Below are 19,913 nucleotides of genomic sequence, written 5' to 3' on the forward strand. Positions count from 1 at the left end.
CGTGTTATGGCAGTCGTTAAAAAGGAAACAGCTGTGTTAAAAAACTTTGTGAATGGTGAGTGGGTAAGTTCTAGAAGCAATGAGACCCTGGAGGTACCGAATCCTGCTACAGAGGAAAATTTGGCTTATGTGCCGTTATCATCTAAAGAAGATGTTTCTCTTGCTGTGAGTGCTGCTAAGGAGGCTTTTCAGACTTGGAGTAAGGTGCCTGTACCAAAACGCGCTAGAATATTGTTTGCGTATCATTCCTTGCTTGTAAAGCATCATGACGAACTAGCCGAGCTAGTTGTAAAAGAAAACGGAAAAAGCTATAAAGAAGCTCACGGTGAAGTACTTAGAGGGATTGAATGCGTTGAATTTGCAACCGGTGCACCTTCGTTAATGATGGGTGACAATTTGTCTACTATTGCAGAAACGATTGATTCTGAAATGTATCGCTATCCTGTAGGTGTAGTAGGGGGCATTACGCCATTTAATTTTCCAATGATGGTTCCACATTGGATGTTTCCACTAGCCATTGCCTGTGGAAATACCTTCGTTCTAAAACCTTCTGAACGTACGCCTATTCTTGCAAACCGCATGGCAGAATTGCTAACAGAAGCAGGTTTACCAAACGGTGTGTTTAACATAGTTCATGGCGCTCATGATGTAGTTAACGGACTAATTGAACACGAAGAAGTTAAAGCGATCTCGTTCGTGGGTTCTCAGCCTGTAGCGAAATACGTTTATGAGCAGGCAGCGTCTAGGGGAAAAAGAGTTCAAGCACTTTCTGGAGCAAAGAATCATCATATCGTTATGCCAGACGCGGACATAGACAAAGCAGTGCAACAGGTTATTAGTTCTACATTTGGTAGTGCTGGCCAGCGCTGTATGGCTTGTAGTGCTGTAGTCATTATTGGATCAAGTGAGAAGTTTGTTTCTGCATTAAAAGAAAAGGCTGATGAACTGAAACTTGGTAATGGATTGGATGATGAGGTGCTATTAACCCCTGTTATTCGTAAGTCACATAGGGAAAAAGTGCTTGGGTATATCGAGAAGGGCTTAGAGGAAGGAGCAGCCTTAATTCGTGATGGACGAACAGATATACAGACTCATGAAAAAGGAAACTTCCTAGGGCCGACTATATTTGATGAAGTGACACCTGATATGACAATTGCGAAAGAAGAAATATTTGCCCCCGTGTTAAGTTTATTGCATGCTGATACGCTCGATGACGCTCTAAGTATTCTTAAAAAATCGAGATATGGCAATGGAGCGACAATTTATACGAAAGATGCAGGTGCGATACGAAAATTCCGTGAAGAAGCAGATGCTGGAATGCTCGGTGTTAACATTGGTGTACCTGCACCTATGGCGTTCTTCCCATTCTCTGGTTGGAAAGATTCTTTCTATGGTGATCTTCATGCTAATGGTAAAGACGGTGTGAATTTCTATACACGTAGGAAAATGATTACAACCCGCTTTGACTATTAATGAGGGAGTGAAAGATATGCATACAGCTCACGAGAACCTTGCTGGTAAGGACGAGAAGTATGTCTGGCATGCTATGCGTCCATTCGATCCAAAGTCTACAATGGTTATTGAGAAGGCGCAGGGCGCCTGGCTAACTGACTATGAAGGGAATCAGTTTCTAGATGCGATGGCCGGACTATGGTGTGTCAATGTAGGTTATGGCCGTGAGGAACTAGCTGAAGCAGCATACGAGCAACTTAAAACACTCTCTTACTATCCTTTAACACACACACATGCTCCTGCGATCAAGCTTGCTGAAAAGTTAAACGAAATGCTTGGTGGAGGATACGTCATTTTTTTCTCTAACAGTGGATCAGAAGCAAATGAAACTGCTTTTAAAATTGCGAGACAATATCACGAACAGAATGGTAATGTACATCGAAACAAAATTGTTTCTCGTTATCGTGCCTACCATGGTAATACGATGGGATCTCTTGCTGCAACTGGCCAGGCGCAGCGAAAATATAAATACGAACCACTGGGACAGGGATTCTTGCATGTACAGCCACCTGATACGTACCGTGATGCACCAAACATGGATGACCACCTTCCATCTGTAAAAGCGGTTGATGATCTAATGACATGGGAATTAAGTGAAACAGTAGCCGCAATGATAATGGAGCCAATCATTACAGGTGGCGGAATTATTATGCCACAGCAAGGTTATATGAAAGCTGTTAAAGAAGTGTGTGAAAAACATGGGGCTCTCCTTATATGTGATGAAGTGATCTGTGGATTTGGAAGAACAGGTAAGCCCTTCGGATTCATGAACTATGATGTAATGCCTGATATCGTTACGATGGCGAAAGGGTTGACGAGTGGATACTTGCCCTTATCAGCAACTGCTGTGAAAGAAGAAGTGTATGAAGCTTTTAAGGGAAAACAGCAATATGATCATTTCCGACATATAAATACGTTCGGAGGTAATCCAGCGTCATGTGCGCTTGCATTAAAAAACTTAGAAATTATGGAAACAGAACAGCTCTTTAATCGTTCAAAAGAGTTAGGTGAGAAGCTAAAGAACGAGTTGCAGAATCGTCTTTCAAAACACCCTAACGTCGGTGATGTAAGAGGTAAAGGACTATTAGTAGGGATTGAACTTGTTGAAGATCGCACAACTAAAAAACCTTTGGGTGTTACAGAGTTGAATAAAGTGATTGGCTATTGTAAATCACAAGGCGTGATTATAGGTAAAAACGGTGATACTGTTGCAGGATACAATAATGTTCTTACTATGGCTCCGCCGCTATCAATACAGGAAAAAGATATTGATTTAATCATACAGACAGTTGTCGAAGGATTATTGCAGCTGTAAAGTGCGCCTGAGTGCGCACTTTTTTTATTGAATAGTTTGACAAATTGTATTATAGTGATACTAATAATGTACATACTAACTGGTTAGTTTATAAAAGGAGGATTAATTATGAAAGCTATTCAATTAACAGAATTCGGTGGTCCAGAGGTTTTGAAAGTGATTGAGATGGATGTTCCTAAACCAGAGGGGCATGAGGTATTAATTGAGATTAAGGCGATTGGGGTTAACTATGCAGACACAGCTAGGAGAGAGGGGCAGTATGTTGTAGACACACCTCTTCCATATGTACCAGGATCGGAAGTTGCTGGCGTTGTTAAGGCAGTTGGGGAAAAGGTTACATCAGTTAAACCTGGTTCAACAGTTGTAACCTTGCTTGGGACGAAGAATGCAACTGGCTATGCTGAATTTACGCTTGCAGATGAGCGAGGGTTAATTCCAATTCCAGAAGGCATGGATCTTCATCATGCAGTAGCTTTACCTCTCCAAGGACTAAGCGCTTACCACACTTTGAAAACGATGGGGCGGTTTGAAAATGGTGAGACCGTTTTAATCCATGCAGCAGCTGGTGGTCTTGGGACAATTGCTGTTCAACTTGCCAGGCTATGGGGAGCAAAGACGATTATTGGAACAGCAAGTACTGAAGAAAAACGTAAGCTTGCTTCTGATATAGGAGTAGATGTAACGGTAGATTATACAAAGGAAGGGTGGGAGCAAGAAGTATTAGCTGCAACAGATGGAAATGGGGTTGATGTCATACTAGAGATGGCTGGAGGAGATGTTTTTTGCAAGTCGTTAAAGTGTCTTGCTCCATTTGGAAGACTCGTGATTTACGGAGTGGCTAGTGGAGAGCAAAGTCGCTTTTTTCCATCCTCATTAATGGAGAAAAATCAATCTGTTGTTGGATTTTTCCTTCCACAAATTATGAGAAAACCTTCTCTCTATCAAAAGAGTCTTGAAGAACTCTTGAATTATATCAAGAGCGGAGAGTTGAAATTAACAATAGGTGGAGTGTATGACCTAGAAAAAGCAGCCGATGTACATAGGATGCTTCAAGGAAGAGCAACGAAAGGGAAGCTTATTTTAACACCTTGATCTTTTGAAGGCGACCATACTCAGGTCGCCTTTTTTGGTGGTGAATTTCGAGTTTTCATATTCATTGTTATAAAATCTCTAATTTGTATTCACTATGGATACACTTTGTGGTAATTTAGTATTGCACTGTGTTAATATTCGAAAAATTTTTCGGTGAATTTATCTATTTCAGAAATTTTTTTCGAGAATTTGCTTGAAAGTTTTGTGGGCATCGCAACACTGTGCTAAAATGCCAATGTAAGCGTTTTTTTAAAATGAGGTTTTCAAATCACTCAAAGAGTGAAAAGAACTAGTAAGAAATCATGCTTTAGATTGCGTACAAATATACTATTTGCGCATGAATTTAGTAAAACCCAGTAGGGAGGTAGCATGCTTTGAATACCAAACAGTCCAGAGTGGAACATCAATGGCAAGAATTTTATGGACCCAACCTTGGCTATGCCATTGAATTATATGAAAAGTACCAGGAAGACCCGGAATCAGTCGATCCGGACATGCGCCAAAAGTTTGAACAGTGGGGACCACCACCATCTTCAACAGATGCAGTGGAAACATCTGGCCAACCAGGTAATTTAAAAAAGGTCATTTCAGCAGTTAAACTAGCTGACAACATTCGTACATATGGCCATTTAGCTGCAGCAATTAATCCACTAAATAATGAGAAATCTGATCAGAAATTTATGACTCCTAAGAAATACGGTCTTTCTGATGAAGACTTGAAAGCGATTCCCGCTGAAGTAATCTGGGAAAAAGCGCCTGCAGATATTCAAAATGGCTTGCAGGCTATTAAGCGATTGCAAGATCTATATACAAAGTCCTTATCTTATGAATTCACTCACGTTCATTCTGAAGATGAGCGTACATGGCTTGACGAAATGGTTGAGAACGATTCCGTAAGCAGAACGTTAACCAACGAAGATCGTAAAGCACTACTTCGAAGATTAACAGAAGTAGAAGGATTTGAGAAATTTCTTCATAAAACATTTGTCGGTCAGAAACGCTTCTCTATTGAAGGTGTGGACGCAATGGTACCAATGCTTGATGACGTTATTAAATGTGGTACCAGTGACGGTGCAAAAAACGTAATGATTGGAATGGCTCACCGAGGACGATTAAACGTTCTTACTCACGTTTTAAATAAGCCATATGAGAAGATCTTCGCAGAATTCCATCATGCACCGAATAAGGAACTTGTTCCATCTGAAGGCTCTATGGGTATTAACTATGGCTGGACTGGTGATGTGAAATACCACATGGGTGCAGATCGCAAGTTTGAAGGTTCTGAGACGGCTGAAGCAACCGTTACGCTTGCCAACAATCCGTCTCACCTTGAGTTTGTAGATCCAGTTGTAGAAGGGTATGCAAGAGCAGCTCAGGAAACTCGTGATAACAAAGGGGAACCTAAGCAAGATTTCCGTAAATCATTTGCTATTCTAATTCATGGAGACGCAGCTTTCCCTGGTGAAGGCGTGGTAGCTGAGACGCTTAACTTAAGTCAACTTAAGGGCTATCATACAGGTGGAACGATTCATATTATTGCAAATAATCAGCTCGGATTCACAACTGAAAGTTCGGATTCTCGTTCTACCAAGTATGCAAGTGATCTTGCAAAAGGGTATGAGATACCAATTGTGCATGTAAATGCGGACGATCCTGAAGCATGTTTAGCTGCAATGCACCTTGCATATGAGTACAGAATGAAGTTCAATAAAGATTTCTTGATTGACCTAATTGGATATCGTAGATTTGGTCATAACGAAATGGATGATCCAGCTGTTACCCAACCACATTTATATGAAAAGATTAAAAATCACCCAACAGTAAGAGCAAGCTATGCAAAGTACCTTACTGAACAGAATGTAATTGATTCTGGCCAGGGTGATCAGATTGATGAAGACGTTCTGAAAGAGTTGCAGGAAGAGTACGATAAGGTTGCAAAAGGCGGAGATAGTAAAGGGGATGTGCAAGAGTTACAACCTCCTAAAGAAATTGTTAAAGGCATTCCGTCTATTGATACAGCAGTCCCTCTTGAAACACTGAAAGACATCAACGATAAGTTACTCATTCGTCCTGATGGCTTTAATGTATATCCAAAGCTCGAGCGTATTTTGAAACGTAGACTTGATATGCTTGAAGAAGGTGGAAAAGTAGATTGGGCACTTGGTGAAACGCTTGCTTTTGCATCCATCCTTGGTGATGGAACACCAATTCGTATAACTGGCCAGGATTCTCAGCGCGGAACATTCGCTCAGAGACATCTTGTTCTTCATGATAAAGAAACAGGTGAAACGTTCTGTCCACTTCACGAACTGCCTCAAGCTGAATCGTCATTTGCGATTCATAACAGTCCACTTTCAGAGGCGTCTGTTGTTGGCTTTGAATATGGTTATAATGTATTCGCTCCGGAGACGCTTGTAATCTGGGAAGCACAATATGGTGACTTTGCTAATGCTGCACAAGTTATTTTTGACCAATTTGTTTCAGCAGGTAGAGCAAAATGGGGACAAAAGTCAGGAATGGTGTTGTTGCTTCCACACGGTTATGAAGGACAAGGCCCTGAACACTCTAGCGGAAGAGTAGAACGTTTCCTTACGCTTGCTGCTGAAAATAACTGGACGGTTGCGAATCTAACAAGCGCAGCGCAATATTTCCACATTTTACGTAGGCAAGCTGCCATCCTCGAGAAGCAGGAAGTAAGACCGCTTGTCATTATGACACCGAAGAGTCTACTGCGTAACCAGCGTACCTCATCACCTGGATTTGAATTTAGCCAGGGGCAATTCCTAAGCGTTGTTGAACAAGCTGGCCTTGGCGAAAGCAAAGAAAAGGTAGAGCGTATTGTACTTTGTACTGGTAAGGTTGCGGTAGATCTTGCTGCTGAAATAGAATCTTCTGAAGAGAATTTTGAATGGTTACATGTGCTTAGAGTAGAGCAATTATATCCATTCCCTCATGAAGAAGTTAAAAAGATTTTTGAACGTTATTCTAACGTGAAAGAAGTTATCTGGTTGCAGGAAGAACCGAAAAATATGGGCTCTTGGAATTATATTTCTCCGCGTATAAATGAATCAGCCCCAGAAGGTATAGCTGTTAGCTATGTTGGTCGTCCAGATCGATCAAGTCCAGCTGGTGGAGAGCCTAACGTGCATAAGAAAGATCAAGAACGAATTATACAAGAAGTATTAGAGCCATCCAAAACTGTTTCCCATCAAGGAGGTAATCGTCGTGATTGAAGTTAAAGTACCAGAACTCGCAGAATCCATTACAGAAGGTACCATTTCTCAATGGTTAATCAAAGTAGGCGACAAAGTAGAAAAAGGTGACAACCTTGTTGAGCTTGAAACAGACAAAGTTAACATCGAAGTTAGTGCTGAAAACGATGGAGTAATTAAAGAGCTCTTGAAAGAACCTGGAGATAATGTAGAAGTTGGCGAAATCATTGCTTATTTAGGAGGCAGTGAAGGAGGATCTTCTGTATCAGAAGAACAAGGAAATAATACTGAAAAAGCTGAAGCTAAAAAAGAAGAAAAAGAGTCATCTGAAGAGGCGAAATCAGAGCAGGAATCGAAAGCTCATGTAGCACCAGAACCTGATCAACAATCTGAGAATGGTCGTACCGTGGCTTCACCATCAGCTAGAAAACTTGCACGTGAACTTGGCGTTGATTTAAATGAGGTTAAAACGCGTGATCCTCTTGGTCGTGTTCGTCCTGATGATGTGAAAGCACATGCTGATCAACCGAAACAAAAAGAAACTCCAAAGCAGGAGAACAAACAAGAAAAACAAGAAAAGAAGCAACCAGAAGCTAATGAAGGTAAGCCAGTAGAACGCGTGAAAATGTCTCGCCGTCGTCAAACGATTGCGAAGCGTCTTGTTGAAGTTCAGCATACAGCAGCAATGCTTACGACATTCAACGAAGTAGACATGACAGCGATTATGGAGCTTCGTAAACGCCGTAAAGACAAGTTCCTTGAAGATAACGATGTAAAGCTTGGTTTTATGTCTTTCTTTACAAAAGCAGTTGTAGGAGCTCTTAAAAAGTATCCTCGTCTAAATGCAGAGATTCAAGATACTGATATTGTGTTGAAGAAATTCTATGATATCGGTATTGCAGTTGGAGCTGAAGAAGGACTTGTTGTTCCTGTCGTACGTGACGCAGATAAACTTTCATTCGCTGGGATTGAACAGGAAATTGGCAATCTTGCGAAGAAAGCCCGTGACAATAAATTGAAACTTGATGAGTTGCAGGGTGGATCGTTCACAATTACAAACGGTGGTATTTTTGGGTCTATGCTTTCGACTCCAATTCTAAATGCACCTCAAGTAGGAATCCTTGGAATGCATAAGATTCAATGGCGCCCTGTTGCGATTGATCAAGAGCGAATGGAAAATCGTCCTATGATGTATATCGCTCTTTCTTACGATCACCGTATCGTAGATGGTGGGGAAGCTGTTAGTTTCCTTGCAAAAATTAAAGAACTTCTTGAAGATCCAGAACAACTTCTTCTTGAAGGATAAGTTAGAGGTAGAACCTGAATCCGAGTGATTCAGGTTCTTTTCTCAAAAGTGGGGAATTAGAATGAAAATAAGAACCTTTCAAGATCCGGTTGCATACTTAAATCATGTCAAATCCTTTCTAGAAGAAAACGAAGCAGTGAATAATTTATCACTTGGAATTTTACATCGACTTGTTTCACAGAATGGAGTAGGGGAGCATAGGCCTTATTTATCAACGATCGAATCAGATGATGGAGAAATAGAACTATGTATGATTCAAACGCCGCCTCACAATCTCACAATAGCTGGACAACCAACTACTTCAAGTGAGACGCTTTCTTACGGAGCGAAAGAATTACTTAAGCAAAAGCAAGTTCCAGGGATTATTGGAGAAAATCATCTGGTTGAAATATTTTCTAAAGAGTATTGCAGGTTAACCACCCAAAAGCGCTCACTTCATATGAATCAACGTATTTATCGGCTTGATAAGGTAATATCACCTAAACAAGTAAATGGGACGATGAGGATTGTTGAAAGAGCTGACAATGAGTTATTAACTAAGTGGATCCAACAATTTATACAATCATTGGGACAACAAGCTACTCTTGAAGAAAGTCGTGAACGTGCTGAACAATTCATTGAAGAGCAATCCATTGTATTCTGGCAAGTTGAAGATCAAATTGTTTCAATGGCAAATCAGACGAGACCCACTTCAAACGGAATGACAATTAACTTTGTCTATACTCCACCAGAGTATGAAAGAAAAGGCTTTGCTTCTGCTTGTGTAGCTGAACTCTGTCAATCACTATTAGATCGTGGTTATACGTTCTGCAGTCTATATACTGATTTATCAAATCCTACTTCAAACTCAATTTATATGAAAATAGGTTTTAAACCTGTTGGAGATTCAATTGTCTATATATATGAATCCTAATGACGTATTCTTTATCTAAAAGGCGCTCTCATGTAGAATAGAAGAAAAGAAGAAAGGAGTGAGTGTAATGATCCATCACTCATGGAAAGATAAAGCAACCATTAAGAAAGTGAAATGTGTACATACTGACGCTAAGAAGTATATGGTAAACCGAGTATTAACTGAGGGAAAGATATACGATGTAAAGAATGAAACAGAAGAGTTCTTGTTTGTCATAGATAATAGCGGTAAAGTTGGCGGATTTTATAAAGAATATTTTGAAGAACTTTAAGTATTGAAAGGATAAAGACCTAATCGATTATCGATTAGGTCTTTATATTAATCTTACCTAAAGTTTTTTATCATATGGAATGTGTAGACAAAAAAACAAAAAAAGCCGTTCATAGAAGAGAAATTTGATGCACGACTTTTTCTTTTACTAACAGAATTGGTCTCCTTTTTTAGGATTACTTAACCCAAAAAGTGGACGAATGTAAAGAGCTAAGTAAGACCCTGCAAGAGCAACAATCATCCAAACCCAACCATGAAGGCTAAATGAAGCGATGCCTCCGAAATAAGCACCAATGTTACAACCAAATGCTAAACGAGCACCGTACCCCATTAACAAACCACCAATAATAGAGGCTGCAGCTAACTTAAGCGGAACTCTTCGAATGATAAACGCTCCACCTGCACCAGCAGCAACAAATGCACCTAGAATAACACCAAAATTCATAACGCTAGTAGAATCAGCGAGAATGGATTGTTCAAGTGCAGCTGATTTACCGCCAGACCAGTAACCCCACTGTGTGACATCAATTCCGAGAAATATTGCTATTTTTGAACCCCAAAGAGCAAAAGCAGAAGTAATTCCCCATGGATTACCTCTAGAAATTAACGTTAAAGCATTTAAAATGCCAAGCGCAATCGCGGCAGTCCATATTGGCCAAGATCCCCTGAAAAATCGTTTCCAACTGCCTGCAGATGGTAGAGGTTTCATCTTTGGAGGCTGACGTTTCTTTGCGATAAATCTTACAAGAAAGAAGATAAATGCAAATAAAGCAAGTTGAAGGACCCAAGCGCCGAAAAAGCCAAGCCCAGTATCTTTGGCTAAAGAGATAGCTGGAAACGATGGCATTTGGTTTACCCAGAAATCAAAATGCCATGCCCCGATGACGGATCCGACGATAAAACCGTAAAGCGTAAGTAGCATTTCGGTTTTGCCCCAACCAACTGTATAGAGTGTACCAGACGCACAGCCACCCCCTAGTTGCATACCTATACCGAATAGAAATGCTCCCACTACTACGCTTGTTCCGACAGGAAATACGTATCCTAAAGGGGTTGTACCAAATAGACCAAAACCATTTGATAGAATTGGTGCAAACAACGTGCAGGCGACAGCAAGCATCAGCATATGGGATTGGAGGGCTGTTCCGTTTCCCACGCTTAATAGTTGTCTAAAAGCAGAAGTAAAGCCGAACCTTGCGTGGAGTAAGCAATACCCGAAGGATAATCCTAATCCAAAGAGAACAACTTGCTGAACTCCTTGATCTAGAAAGAGTATCAAACCGAGTATTGCAATAATAAAGAAGCCAGCTGTAAGAACGGGCTTTTGTGGCGCTTTTAGGAACGGAATCTGTAATGAATTTTTCGTTGAATGAACAGGTTGTTCCATTGCCATAATTAATGCACCTCATTCCGATAGTTTTAATATGAATTAACGAATTTATCCTACAATAGATTCGATATAGTGTAAACAATTTACTCTTTAAAAAATTAAGAACACATTCACTGCAGTAGTTCATTAGGCCTGAATATCGTCGTGTGGTATAATACGCGTGGACTAGAAGTATACCTATGACAAAAACGATGAGCTTAAGATTAGGTTTTAGAACCGTCTCCGGCTACAGGAGGTAGATTCAATGAAAAATAATGAATTAGTAGAGAAAGCCTTGGACTTTCTTAATCAGGCTTATTATGAATTAGACAAAGAGCCTGCTATTCTACACAATCGCAAAAATGAAATAAGAGCTGAAATTAGCTCTAAAGGAACATATACCCATACATACGAGGAACTCGAGCATGGTGCCAAAATGGCATGGCGAAATAGTAACAAATGCATCGGTAGACTTTTTTGGAACACCATGACAGTGCTAGATGCACGGAATGCTTCAACAATAGATGAAGTAACAGATGCGTTAAGTAATCATATTAAGGTGGCTACAAACGCTGGTAAGATCAGGCCCACTATTACTATTTTTGAGCCTGGGATGGTACGAATTTGGAATCATCAGCTAATTCGTTACGCAGGATATGAAACGGAAAATGGAATTGTTGGTGATCCTGATTCAGTCAACTTCACAAATCAAGTGATGAAACTCGGTTGGAGAGGAGAAGGGACACCACATGACGTGTTACCCCTCGTCTTTACAATTAATGATGAGAAACCAGCAATTATTGAGATACCTTCAGAATATGTCCTACAAGTAGAAGTTGAACATCCTGAATATGATTTTTCTTCTCTTGGTGCTAAATGGTATGCAGTTCCAATTATTTCAGATATGCGATTAGAAATAGGCGGAATTGATTACAATGCAGCTCCATTTAATGGTTGGTACATGGGAACAGAAATCGGTGCACGGAACCTTGCTGATACCGACCGCTATGATTTACTGCCTCAAGTAGCAAACCTAATGAAGATTGATGCGAGTTCTAATGCGACATTATGGAAAGATCGAGCATTAGTTGAACTTAATCGAGCAGTTTTGTATTCCTACCAAAAGGCAGGAGTAAGCATAGTTGACCATCACACAGCAGCAAAGCAATTTCAGAAGTTCGAGCAAAACGAAGCAAAAGCAGAGCGAGAGGTAACAGGGAATTGGACATGGCTGATTCCTCCGTTATCACCAGCAACGACCCATATTTTCCATAAACCATATAAGAATAAAATTTTATCACCAAACTACTTTTATCAGCAGAAACCATTTTAGTTCAGAATAGGTGGAATGGAATTGATTACCGAAAAAGCGTACTTTACAATACACGAAGGGCTAGAAACTAAATTTGAAGAAGCTTTTGCAGAAGCAGTTGAATTAATTGCTGAAACTAAGGGATACCAGCATTACACTCTGACAAAATCAATTGAGTCTGAACGTAAATATGTGATTTTTATAGAGTGGGATTCACTTGCAGCCCACACGGAAGGTTTCATGAATTCACATCGGTTTGAACAGTTTACGAAAAAGATGGATCCATTTTTGGAACATGTGGAAATGGAACATTTAGTTCAACTAAATTCTGACAAGTAAACCCACTTTTAGTGGGTTTTTTTGAGCTTTGTACTGTACAAAATGCTCCATACCGTATATGCTATTATATAAGTAAATTCCTATAAGAAAGGTAGGTATTAACATGTCTTCATCCATACCTAGACCTCTTGTACGATTAAATCAATCGTTTATTTTTATATTTGCAACATTATTTATCATCACATCTAATTGGATCTTTTTAGTAGTACCGCTCTTGGCAGGATTAATTGGGCTGCTCTTTCATTTCAATCCAGTGATTAAAGCAGGTAAACCATTTCTTAAAAAACCTCTCAGTAGCTATATTCCTGAGGACTCTGAGCAGCAAAATTTCAATCAGAAAATAGCCGTAACCCTTTTGACTATCTCATTAATTGGAAGTATTTCATCTATTCAGTGGCTAGCGATTACAGCTGCTATTATGGTTGCACTTGCTTCCTTAGTAGCTATTCTTGGATTTTGCGTCGGCTGTTTTGTCCGATTTCAATGGAAACAATTTCAGTACAGAAGATCACAGCATTCTTCTTAAAAACAGCCTAAGGGCTGTTTTTTTTTTGTGAAAAAACAGAAAATATAATTTCTGATATACTTAGTAGAGATAATAGATAAAAGATTAGAAAGGATAGGGTTGGATGAGAGACAAAGTTTATGACTTGATTGGTGTAGGGATTGGGCCATTTAATTTAGGATTAGCTGCATTATTAGATCCTGTAAATGAAATTGAATCGTTATTCTTTGAACAGAAAGCAGAATTTGACTGGCATCCGGGTATGTTAATCGAGGGGACAAGGCTACAAGTCCCATTTATGGCCGATCTTGTTACAATGGCGGATCCCACAAATCCATATAGCTATTTAAATTACTTAAAGCATCAGAATCGATTGTATAATTTTTATTTTCTTCAGCGACTTGAAATGCCACGAAATGAATATAACCATTACTGTCAGTGGGCTGCTAGTCAATTAGAAAGCTGCAGATTTGGAACAAGGGTAACTAGTGTTGTGCCTGTTGGTGATCCTGTTCATCGCTATGAAATCACAGTAGAAAAGGTTGAATCTGGTGAAATAGAAAGGTATATTGCAAAAAATATTATTCTTGGAGTAGGAACAGTCCCATCTCTTCCTGCTCCGTTAAGAGGGATGCCTGAAGAAGATGTTTTTCATTCTTCAACGTTCCTTCAGCATACTGAACGATGTAAAGAAGCGAAGAGCATCACAGTTATCGGATCAGGACAAAGTTCAGCAGAAATTTTTCGGGAACTGTTAAAAGAGAGACAGGATTATGGCTATTCACTAAATTGGGTGACAAGGTCTCAAGGGTTCTTCCCAATGGAGGAAACGCGATTAAGTCTTGAGCATTTTTCGCCAGAATATATCGATTACTTCTATGACCTCCCACAGGATCAAAAAGATGAGATATTTAGTGGACAACAGCTTCTATACAAAGGAATTAGTCCACATACCATTACAGATATTTATAACCTTCTATATGAGCAATCTGTCGGCGGTAAGGAGATGGATGTTATGCTGATGCCTCTCACTGAGATTAATGGTCTTAAAATGAAAGAAGATGAATCAGGATATGAACTGGAATGTCGCCAATGGCAAAAAAACAAAAATTTCTTACTTGAAAGCGAAGTTGTTGTCGCAGGCACTGGATATCGCCCTTTAATTCCAACGTGTCTAGATGATCTCAAAGAATTAATTAAATGGGACGATAAAGGGCGATATCATGTAACCAAAGATTATCGTTTAACATTAAATTGTGAATCAACCTCTACTATCTTCGTGCATAGTGGTATGCAACATACGCATGGCGTTGGTTCAACAAACCTTGGTCTTGCCGTTAATCGTAATAAAATTATTATAAATGAGCTTGCAGGCAAAGATATTTACCCTGTCTTAGAAGGAAATGTGTTTCAGCAATTCGAATATAGAGAGTAGTTAGTATTGTTATAAAAGGCTCTTTTCTAAAAGAATGTTGCTTTTCAATGATTTTTCTATAGAGAACCCCATATCATATCATCCTGTAGCGGAAATCAACCACTACCTTTATAGCAATAATGTTTACGAAAAGAGCCTATTAAAAAGAGGAGGACTGGCTATGAGTGTGATCAAGACATGAATCAATTGCAACCCTTAACAGCCAGTAAGTTTCTTGGAAAGTTAATCACACAATATGCTCATATTCATAAACGGACAATCGGTCCAGGAGCGCAAGAATATATTACACAATTAGGAATAAGAACAGGAGAATGGCTGGAGTCGTATTATCCAAAAAGTAGCTGGACGCCTGATGACTATGCGCGCGTGATTGTTGATATTAAGAATTCAATTGGTGGAGAATTTTATATATCAGAAGTGAATGAACGTTACGTCGTCGTTAAATCGAACAGCTGTCCATTTGGTGATCAGGTCAAGGATGCCCCACACCTATGTAGCATGACTTCAAGTGTGTTTGGTGGGATTGCAGCTAGACACTTCAAGTATGGTGAAGTGAATTTACGAAAACGCATTGCTCTTGGAGACCCGGGGTGTGAAGTTATGATTGCATTTGAACCGGGTATTGAAGATGGGGATCGATATAAGAACCTACCGGTGACGCCTAAAAATGGTGATCCATTTACTTGGGAAGAGGATGCGATTGCGCTTTTGAACAAAGAATTAAAGCGTAGCGATGATATGGTGATGAAACTTGTCCAAGAATTAGAAGATCTTAAACAACAAGTAGATCGGAATAATACAGTATAGCCAGTTGGATATAATCCAACTGGTTTTTTGTATGAAATTTATGTTTTATAGGACACTAATAGAAAAGGAGGGATGAATATGGAAAAGAATGCAAGAGGTTATGTTCAGGATAGTTGTCAAGCATTAGAGGAAGCGAGCCGTTGTTTAGAACAAGCCCTTTCTACTGTTGAAAAAGGGCAAAATCGTGAGAGAATTCAACAATCCTTAGATGAGTTAATCACTGTTCAAACCCATTGTGGTGAAACAGCGAATGTACTTGAACAACAATAAAATATTTTAACAAATTTAATAAAATAAGTTTTAACAAAAATAAAATCGGAAATGGTGGATTAACGTTCACATAAGGAGGTATAAAAGATGAGCTTATTATTTGGCAAAGGCATGCAAGCATTTGAACAAGATGCCAAAGCTGAGAAAGAAAAAGTGCAAACTGCTCCAGATGCTCACTTTAATAAAAAGTCTCGATTAAAACAAAAACCAACTAAAATATAACCATCCAATTGGATGGTTTTTTTTATTGCTTATTGGAATGATGTTAATTACAATATATATGAAAATAATGTAAAAAAAGGTAGATTTGTTTCTCGGAGGAAATAAGAGACTTTAGTATCGATCTGAAGCTTTGAATGGCGACGTTCAGGGACATCATTTGAGGAACTTGGCAATAAATTGATAATAGAAAATAACAAAGGTGGAATGTAATGAAAAAGGTGAATTTTTATACGTTTTGTTTATATCCTGATATCATGATTATGTCTTTTCTTTTAGGGGCAAGTATTATTTATCTTATAAGTCACTTCACTGTACAGCATCTTCTTTTTGTTCTTATTGGTTTTTTAATTTTTAGTGTGATTGAATACACAACTCACCGTTTTTTCTTTCATCTTAAAACTCCGAAAAACCCGGTGTTATTGAAGGTCCTTCAGCGGTTACATTATGACCACCACAAAGACCCCAATAATTTACATCTTATGTTTTTGCCGATCTGGTATACAATTCCTCAATTTTTACTTATTTCCTATTTTATCTATCTAATTACACACCAGTTAGGAAGTTCTGTTGCTGTTGGTTTAGGGTTAATGTTCATGCTTCTATTTTATGAATGGAAGCATTATATTGCACATCAACCGATCGTACCTAGAACCAAGTTTGGAAAGTGGCTTAAAAAAACTCATTTACTTCATCATTACAAAAATGAAAATTACTGGTACGGGGTTACAAATCCATTTGTTGATATTATATTAGGTACCTTTAAGGATGAGAAAACAGTTGACAAGAGTAAGACGGCTAAAAGTTTGGAGATGCAACATTCATCTAAAAAAATGAATTCATTGGATGTGTAAAAATAAAGAAAGTACCTTTAAAAAAGATTAAATTCTTTAGAAAATGGGAAGAGTTCACTTGTAAATGAAAATTGGAGGAGATTTCTAATGACTAAACAATGGACAACAACAACATTGCATAATGGCGTTGAAATGCCAACGCTAGGACTAGGCGTATGGAAAATGGAGAACAATGATGAAGTTAAGACAGCTGTAAATGCTGCGATTGATGCAGGTTACAAGGCAATCGATACAGCAGCAGCTTATAAGAACGAAGAGGGCGTAGGTGCAGCGATTAAAGAAAACAGTACACCACGTGAAGATCTTTTTATTACATCTAAAGTGTGGAATGATGACCAGGGGTATGAGTCAACATTACAAGCATTTGAAGATACAGTAACTAAGCTTGGCGTTGATACTCTAGACTTGTACCTCATTCATTGGCCAGTAGAAGGCAAGTACAAACAGACGTGGAAAGCAATGGAAAAGCTATATAAAGATGGACGTATCCGTGCAATTGGGGTAAGTAACTTCCACCCACACCATCTAGAAGATTTAATCAAAGATGCAGAAATCAAGCCCATGGTAAATCAGGTGGAATTTCATCCACTCTTAAACCAACAGGAGCTTCGTGACTACTGTAAACAGCACTCTATTCAAATGGAAGCTTGGTCACCACTTGCACAGGGAAAATTGCTTGATCACGATGTAGTGAAACAAATTGCAGAACAGCATGGTAAATCAACTGCTCAGGTTATTATTCGATGGGATCTTGAACACGAAGTCGTAACAATCCCTAAATCATCGAATCCAGAAAGAATTAAACAAAACTTTGATGTTTTTGATTTTGAATTAACGAAAGATGATATTAGAGCCATTGACGAACTTAATCAAAATGAACGAATGGGTCCAGATCCAGATAACTTTGATTTTTAATTAATAAGCCGGCCAAAAGCCGGCTATTTTTATTGTGATATAGTTTTCGGATTTATTCTGTACAGAACCAGAACCCATATATGTCGATTAAGACATGAATTGTGGATTTATATTTGACTGAAAAAGGATAATGAGATAAAATTATCTCGAATTCAAGATATATTCGAAAGTGGTGAGGTAGTTGAATATAAAAAGGTATCAAGTGAACCAGCAAGGTGTTGGGCAGTTTGATGGAGGTAAAATCACTGAACAGAAGCCAATTGGTTTTCCAGGTGAGGGTTCAGAAGTGAAACGAATAGGACCACTTTTTTACTGGGCATGGGCAAAGTCGGAAAATGAAGGTTACATACCGCTACATCCTCATCAAGGATTTGAAATTATTACCTATGTGATAAGCGGTAAAGCTGAACATGGAGACACACTTGGGACCAAAAGTACGGTTGGTCCAGGGGGATTACAAGTCATGCAAACCGGATCAGGAGTTTCACACAAAGAAGGGTTTATAGGGCCAAACATGCAAGGTTTCCAAATTTGGTTTGAACCTCACATAACAGAAGCCTTGAAAAGAAGACCGACATATCAGCAATATAATGATGAAGATTTTCAAGTGGAAGGTAGTGAAGGGATACGTGTAAAAGAAGTATTAGGTGTTGATTCGCCGGTTGATTTTGTAACAGATGCTGCCATGTGGGATATAGAGGTAAAAAATGATTATACGTACGAACAAAGTTTAACTAAAGGACGATCTCTAAGTATTCTCGTTCTTAGTGGTGAAGGAAATATAAATGGAACAGAATTTCAAATGAAAGAATTTCTCGTTATGGAAGCAGATGAACGGAGTAAGGTTGCAATAGAGGTTAGAAAGGATACAAGAGTAATAGCTATTGAAGTACCAACTTTTGTTGACTATCCTATGTACAGAAAATAAGGGAATATGTTTATTCCGATCGATTTACTGGAGAATTAGACATACAATAGTGTACGATTAATAGTAGATCATGTTCGGAAAGGCTGTGAGTAAGAGATGAATCATTTGTATGAATCATTTATTAAATCTGAAAGTCAACAACAGTTGTTTGAACTAGGTAGTAAGCTTTCAGAATCTTTTGCATTGAGAGCAGATAAGGTTGATCGTGAAGGGCGTTTTCCTTCCGAGAATTTCGAACAGTTAGAACAGTCGGGCTACATTGCTTTAACGGTACCTGAGAAATTCGGTGGAAGAGAAATTAACTTGTATGAATTCGTTATGCTACAGGAACAGATTGCCACAGGTGATGCTGCAACTGCTCTTTCAATTGGATGGCATTTAGGTATTATGCTTGAAATGAGAGACGACCAAACATGGTCAGATGATGTGTATGAACGTTTATCCAAATTAATTGTCAATGAACATGCACTTTTAAATCGTGCGGCTTCAGAACCTGCAACTGGAAGTCCGACACGAGGTGGGATGCCTCAAACCAAAGCGAGTAAGAAGGATGGACAGTGGATTATAAACGGAAGAAAATCATTTACTTCTATGGCACCTGGACTCCATTATGCTCTTGTATCAGCACGAATTAACAATACAGGTGAGAAGGGCTTTTTCCTTGTCGATATGAGTTTAAAAGGAGTTACGATAGAAGAAAACTGGGATACGATATCTATGAGAGGTACGAGAAGTGATGATCTCGTACTAAATGATGTTATCCTCCCGCATGATGCTCTTATTGAAGGTCCCAATAGCAATAAAAGCGAACTACCTAAGGCGTGGCTTCTTCACATCCCTGCTTGTTATCTTGGTGTCGCAATTGCAGCAAGAAACGAAGCGATTGCATTTGCATCTGAGTATTCTCCCAATAGCCTACCAGGACCAATTAAAGATGTACCTGAAGTACAAAGGAAAATTGGTGAAATGGAGTTAGAGCTAATGAGAGCAAGAGAAATGATGTATTCTATTGCCTACCGGTGGGTAAATGAACCTCATCATAGGATCAACATGGGTCCAGAACTTGCAGCCGTAAAGCATGTAGCTACAAACAGTGCTGCTAATGTGGTTGACATCGCTATGAGAATTGTTGGAGCAAGAGCCTTGTTTAAAGACAACCCCATGCAGCGTTATTACCGAGATGTGAGAGCTGGTCTTCATAATCCTCCAATGGATGATGCTGTGATATCTATGCTTGCAAGTCGAGCACTTAATAAATGAGTAAAGTCTTCCTGATGGAAGGCTTTTTTTGCGCGAAGTGCTAAAGTCATACTGTTTTACCATGAATCAACATGTTTTTC

General features: G+C 39.1%; 19 protein-coding genes. 18 read left to right on the forward strand and 1 reads right to left on the reverse strand.

Annotation, left to right across the window (positions count from 1 at the left end; translation table 11 throughout):
• Nucleotides 1-6: 6 nt before the first annotated feature.
• The 7 genes from JI666_RS03055 (at nucleotide 7) to JI666_RS03085 (ending at nucleotide 9,621) form a co-directional block, all read left to right on the forward strand.
• Complete coding sequence (locus JI666_RS03055) at nucleotides 7-1,473, forward strand: CoA-acylating methylmalonate-semialdehyde dehydrogenase (RefSeq protein ID WP_206888785.1); 1,467 nt, start codon at nucleotides 7-9, stop codon at nucleotides 1,471-1,473.
• Between the two features lie 16 nt (nucleotides 1,474-1,489).
• Nucleotides 1,490-2,827, forward strand: coding sequence for an aspartate aminotransferase family protein (locus JI666_RS03060; RefSeq protein WP_206888787.1), 1,338 nt, complete (start codon nucleotides 1,490-1,492; stop codon nucleotides 2,825-2,827).
• Between the two features lie 108 nt (nucleotides 2,828-2,935).
• Nucleotides 2,936-3,919 carry a quinone oxidoreductase family protein gene (locus JI666_RS03065; RefSeq protein ID WP_206888788.1) on the forward strand — a complete coding sequence of 328 codons (984 nt, stop codon included), beginning with the start codon at nucleotides 2,936-2,938 and terminating at the stop codon, nucleotides 3,917-3,919.
• A gap of 374 nt (nucleotides 3,920-4,293) precedes the next feature.
• Nucleotides 4,294-7,152: a 2-oxoglutarate dehydrogenase E1 component gene (locus tag JI666_RS03070; protein ID WP_206888790.1), complete on the forward strand. Its 2,859-nt coding sequence runs from the start codon at nucleotides 4,294-4,296 to the stop codon at nucleotides 7,150-7,152.
• On the forward strand, nucleotides 7,145-8,437 hold the full coding sequence (gene odhB, locus JI666_RS03075; protein ID WP_206888792.1) for a 2-oxoglutarate dehydrogenase complex dihydrolipoyllysine-residue succinyltransferase: 1,293 nt from the start codon (nucleotides 7,145-7,147) through the stop codon (nucleotides 8,435-8,437). Before JI666_RS03070 ends, odhB begins: the two co-directional genes overlap by 8 nt.
• A 61-nt stretch (nucleotides 8,438-8,498) precedes the next feature.
• On the forward strand, nucleotides 8,499-9,350 hold the full coding sequence (locus JI666_RS03080) for a GNAT family N-acetyltransferase (protein ID WP_206888794.1): 852 nt from the start codon (nucleotides 8,499-8,501) through the stop codon (nucleotides 9,348-9,350).
• A gap of 67 nt (nucleotides 9,351-9,417) precedes the next feature.
• Complete coding sequence (locus JI666_RS03085; RefSeq protein WP_206888796.1) at nucleotides 9,418-9,621, forward strand: DUF6501 family protein; 204 nt, start codon at nucleotides 9,418-9,420, stop codon at nucleotides 9,619-9,621.
• Between the two features lie 147 nt (nucleotides 9,622-9,768).
• Here the strand turns inward: JI666_RS03085 and JI666_RS03090 are convergent, their stop codons facing one another.
• Nucleotides 9,769-11,007 carry a YeeE/YedE family protein gene (locus JI666_RS03090; protein ID WP_414635125.1) on the reverse strand — a complete coding sequence of 413 codons (1,239 nt, stop codon included), beginning with the start codon at nucleotides 11,005-11,007 and terminating at the stop codon, nucleotides 9,769-9,771.
• A 247-nt stretch (nucleotides 11,008-11,254) separates the two neighbouring features.
• Here JI666_RS03090 and JI666_RS03095 point away from each other — a divergent pair, with 247 nt between their 5' ends.
• The 11 genes from JI666_RS03095 (at nucleotide 11,255) to JI666_RS03140 (ending at nucleotide 19,833) form a co-directional block, all read left to right on the forward strand.
• The gene (locus JI666_RS03095) at nucleotides 11,255-12,322 is read left to right on the forward strand and encodes a nitric oxide synthase oxygenase (RefSeq protein WP_206888802.1); all 1,068 of its coding nucleotides are present in this window, start codon (nucleotides 11,255-11,257) and stop codon (nucleotides 12,320-12,322) included.
• Nucleotides 12,323-12,343: 21 nt separating this feature from the next.
• The gene (locus tag JI666_RS03100) at nucleotides 12,344-12,640 is read left to right on the forward strand and encodes an antibiotic biosynthesis monooxygenase family protein (protein WP_206888804.1); all 297 of its coding nucleotides are present in this window, start codon (nucleotides 12,344-12,346) and stop codon (nucleotides 12,638-12,640) included.
• Between the two features lie 103 nt (nucleotides 12,641-12,743).
• Nucleotides 12,744-13,166 (forward strand): DUF4395 domain-containing protein, encoded by a 423-nt coding sequence (locus JI666_RS03105; RefSeq protein ID WP_206888806.1) that lies wholly within the window; start codon nucleotides 12,744-12,746, stop codon nucleotides 13,164-13,166.
• Nucleotides 13,167-13,269: 103 nt separating this feature from the next.
• A complete protein-coding gene (locus JI666_RS03110) occupies nucleotides 13,270-14,580 on the forward strand; it encodes a lysine N(6)-hydroxylase/L-ornithine N(5)-oxygenase family protein (protein WP_206888808.1) in 1,311 nt (436 codons plus the stop codon).
• Nucleotides 14,581-14,757: 177 nt separating this feature from the next.
• On the forward strand, nucleotides 14,758-15,387 hold the full coding sequence (locus JI666_RS03115) for a methanogen output domain 1-containing protein (RefSeq protein ID WP_206888810.1): 630 nt from the start codon (nucleotides 14,758-14,760) through the stop codon (nucleotides 15,385-15,387).
• A gap of 78 nt (nucleotides 15,388-15,465) precedes the next feature.
• Nucleotides 15,466-15,657 carry a hypothetical protein gene (locus JI666_RS03120; protein ID WP_206888811.1) on the forward strand — a complete coding sequence of 64 codons (192 nt, stop codon included), beginning with the start codon at nucleotides 15,466-15,468 and terminating at the stop codon, nucleotides 15,655-15,657.
• Between the two features lie 87 nt (nucleotides 15,658-15,744).
• Nucleotides 15,745-15,879 (forward strand): hypothetical protein, encoded by a 135-nt coding sequence (locus JI666_RS21590; protein ID WP_255435823.1) that lies wholly within the window; start codon nucleotides 15,745-15,747, stop codon nucleotides 15,877-15,879.
• Nucleotides 15,880-16,088: 209 nt separating this feature from the next.
• Entirely contained in the window at nucleotides 16,089-16,730 is a 642-nt protein-coding gene (locus JI666_RS03125) for a sterol desaturase family protein (protein WP_206888813.1), read from the forward strand.
• 87 nt (nucleotides 16,731-16,817) lie between these two features.
• Nucleotides 16,818-17,645 carry an aldo/keto reductase gene (locus JI666_RS03130; RefSeq protein WP_206888815.1) on the forward strand — a complete coding sequence of 276 codons (828 nt, stop codon included), beginning with the start codon at nucleotides 16,818-16,820 and terminating at the stop codon, nucleotides 17,643-17,645.
• Between the two features lie 181 nt (nucleotides 17,646-17,826).
• Nucleotides 17,827-18,573, forward strand: coding sequence for a pirin family protein (locus tag JI666_RS03135; RefSeq protein WP_206888817.1), 747 nt, complete (start codon nucleotides 17,827-17,829; stop codon nucleotides 18,571-18,573).
• 96 nt (nucleotides 18,574-18,669) lie between these two features.
• Nucleotides 18,670-19,833 carry an acyl-CoA dehydrogenase family protein gene (locus tag JI666_RS03140; RefSeq protein ID WP_206888820.1) on the forward strand — a complete coding sequence of 388 codons (1,164 nt, stop codon included), beginning with the start codon at nucleotides 18,670-18,672 and terminating at the stop codon, nucleotides 19,831-19,833.
• The last annotated feature ends 80 nt before the right edge of the window (nucleotides 19,834-19,913 follow it).

The sequence above is a fragment of the Bacillus sp. NTK071 genome (genome assembly GCF_017303315.1).
Taxonomy (GTDB): Bacteria; Bacillota; Bacilli; order Bacillales; family Guptibacillaceae; genus Guptibacillus.

Excerpts from the sequence above, each read along its gene's own strand:
- JI666_RS03115 (WP_206888810.1), top strand. The coding sequence starts at position 14,758 with ATGAATCAATTGCAACCCTTAACAGCCAGTAAGTTTCTTGGAAAGTTA.
- JI666_RS03055 (WP_206888785.1), top strand. The coding sequence starts at position 7 with ATGGCAGTCGTTAAAAAGGAAACAGCTGTGTTAAAAAACTTTGTGAAT.
- JI666_RS21590 (WP_255435823.1), top strand. The coding sequence starts at position 15,745 with ATGAGCTTATTATTTGGCAAAGGCATGCAAGCATTTGAACAAGATGCC.
- JI666_RS03065 (WP_206888788.1), top strand. The coding sequence starts at position 2,936 with ATGAAAGCTATTCAATTAACAGAATTCGGTGGTCCAGAGGTTTTGAAA.
- JI666_RS03080 (WP_206888794.1), top strand. The coding sequence starts at position 8,499 with ATGAAAATAAGAACCTTTCAAGATCCGGTTGCATACTTAAATCATGTC.
- JI666_RS03110 (WP_206888808.1), top strand. The coding sequence starts at position 13,270 with ATGAGAGACAAAGTTTATGACTTGATTGGTGTAGGGATTGGGCCATTT.
- JI666_RS03140 (WP_206888820.1), top strand. The coding sequence starts at position 18,670 with ATGAATCATTTGTATGAATCATTTATTAAATCTGAAAGTCAACAACAG.
- JI666_RS03085 (WP_206888796.1), top strand. The coding sequence starts at position 9,418 with ATGATCCATCACTCATGGAAAGATAAAGCAACCATTAAGAAAGTGAAA.
- JI666_RS03060 (WP_206888787.1), top strand. The coding sequence starts at position 1,490 with ATGCATACAGCTCACGAGAACCTTGCTGGTAAGGACGAGAAGTATGTC.
- JI666_RS03120 (WP_206888811.1), top strand. The coding sequence starts at position 15,466 with ATGGAAAAGAATGCAAGAGGTTATGTTCAGGATAGTTGTCAAGCATTA.
- JI666_RS03090 (WP_414635125.1), bottom strand. The coding sequence starts at position 11,007 with ATGGAACAACCTGTTCATTCAACGAAAAATTCATTACAGATTCCGTTC.
- JI666_RS03130 (WP_206888815.1), top strand. The coding sequence starts at position 16,818 with ATGACTAAACAATGGACAACAACAACATTGCATAATGGCGTTGAAATG.
- JI666_RS03105 (WP_206888806.1), top strand. The coding sequence starts at position 12,744 with ATGTCTTCATCCATACCTAGACCTCTTGTACGATTAAATCAATCGTTT.
- JI666_RS03095 (WP_206888802.1), top strand. The coding sequence starts at position 11,255 with ATGAAAAATAATGAATTAGTAGAGAAAGCCTTGGACTTTCTTAATCAG.
- JI666_RS03125 (WP_206888813.1), top strand. The coding sequence starts at position 16,089 with ATGAAAAAGGTGAATTTTTATACGTTTTGTTTATATCCTGATATCATG.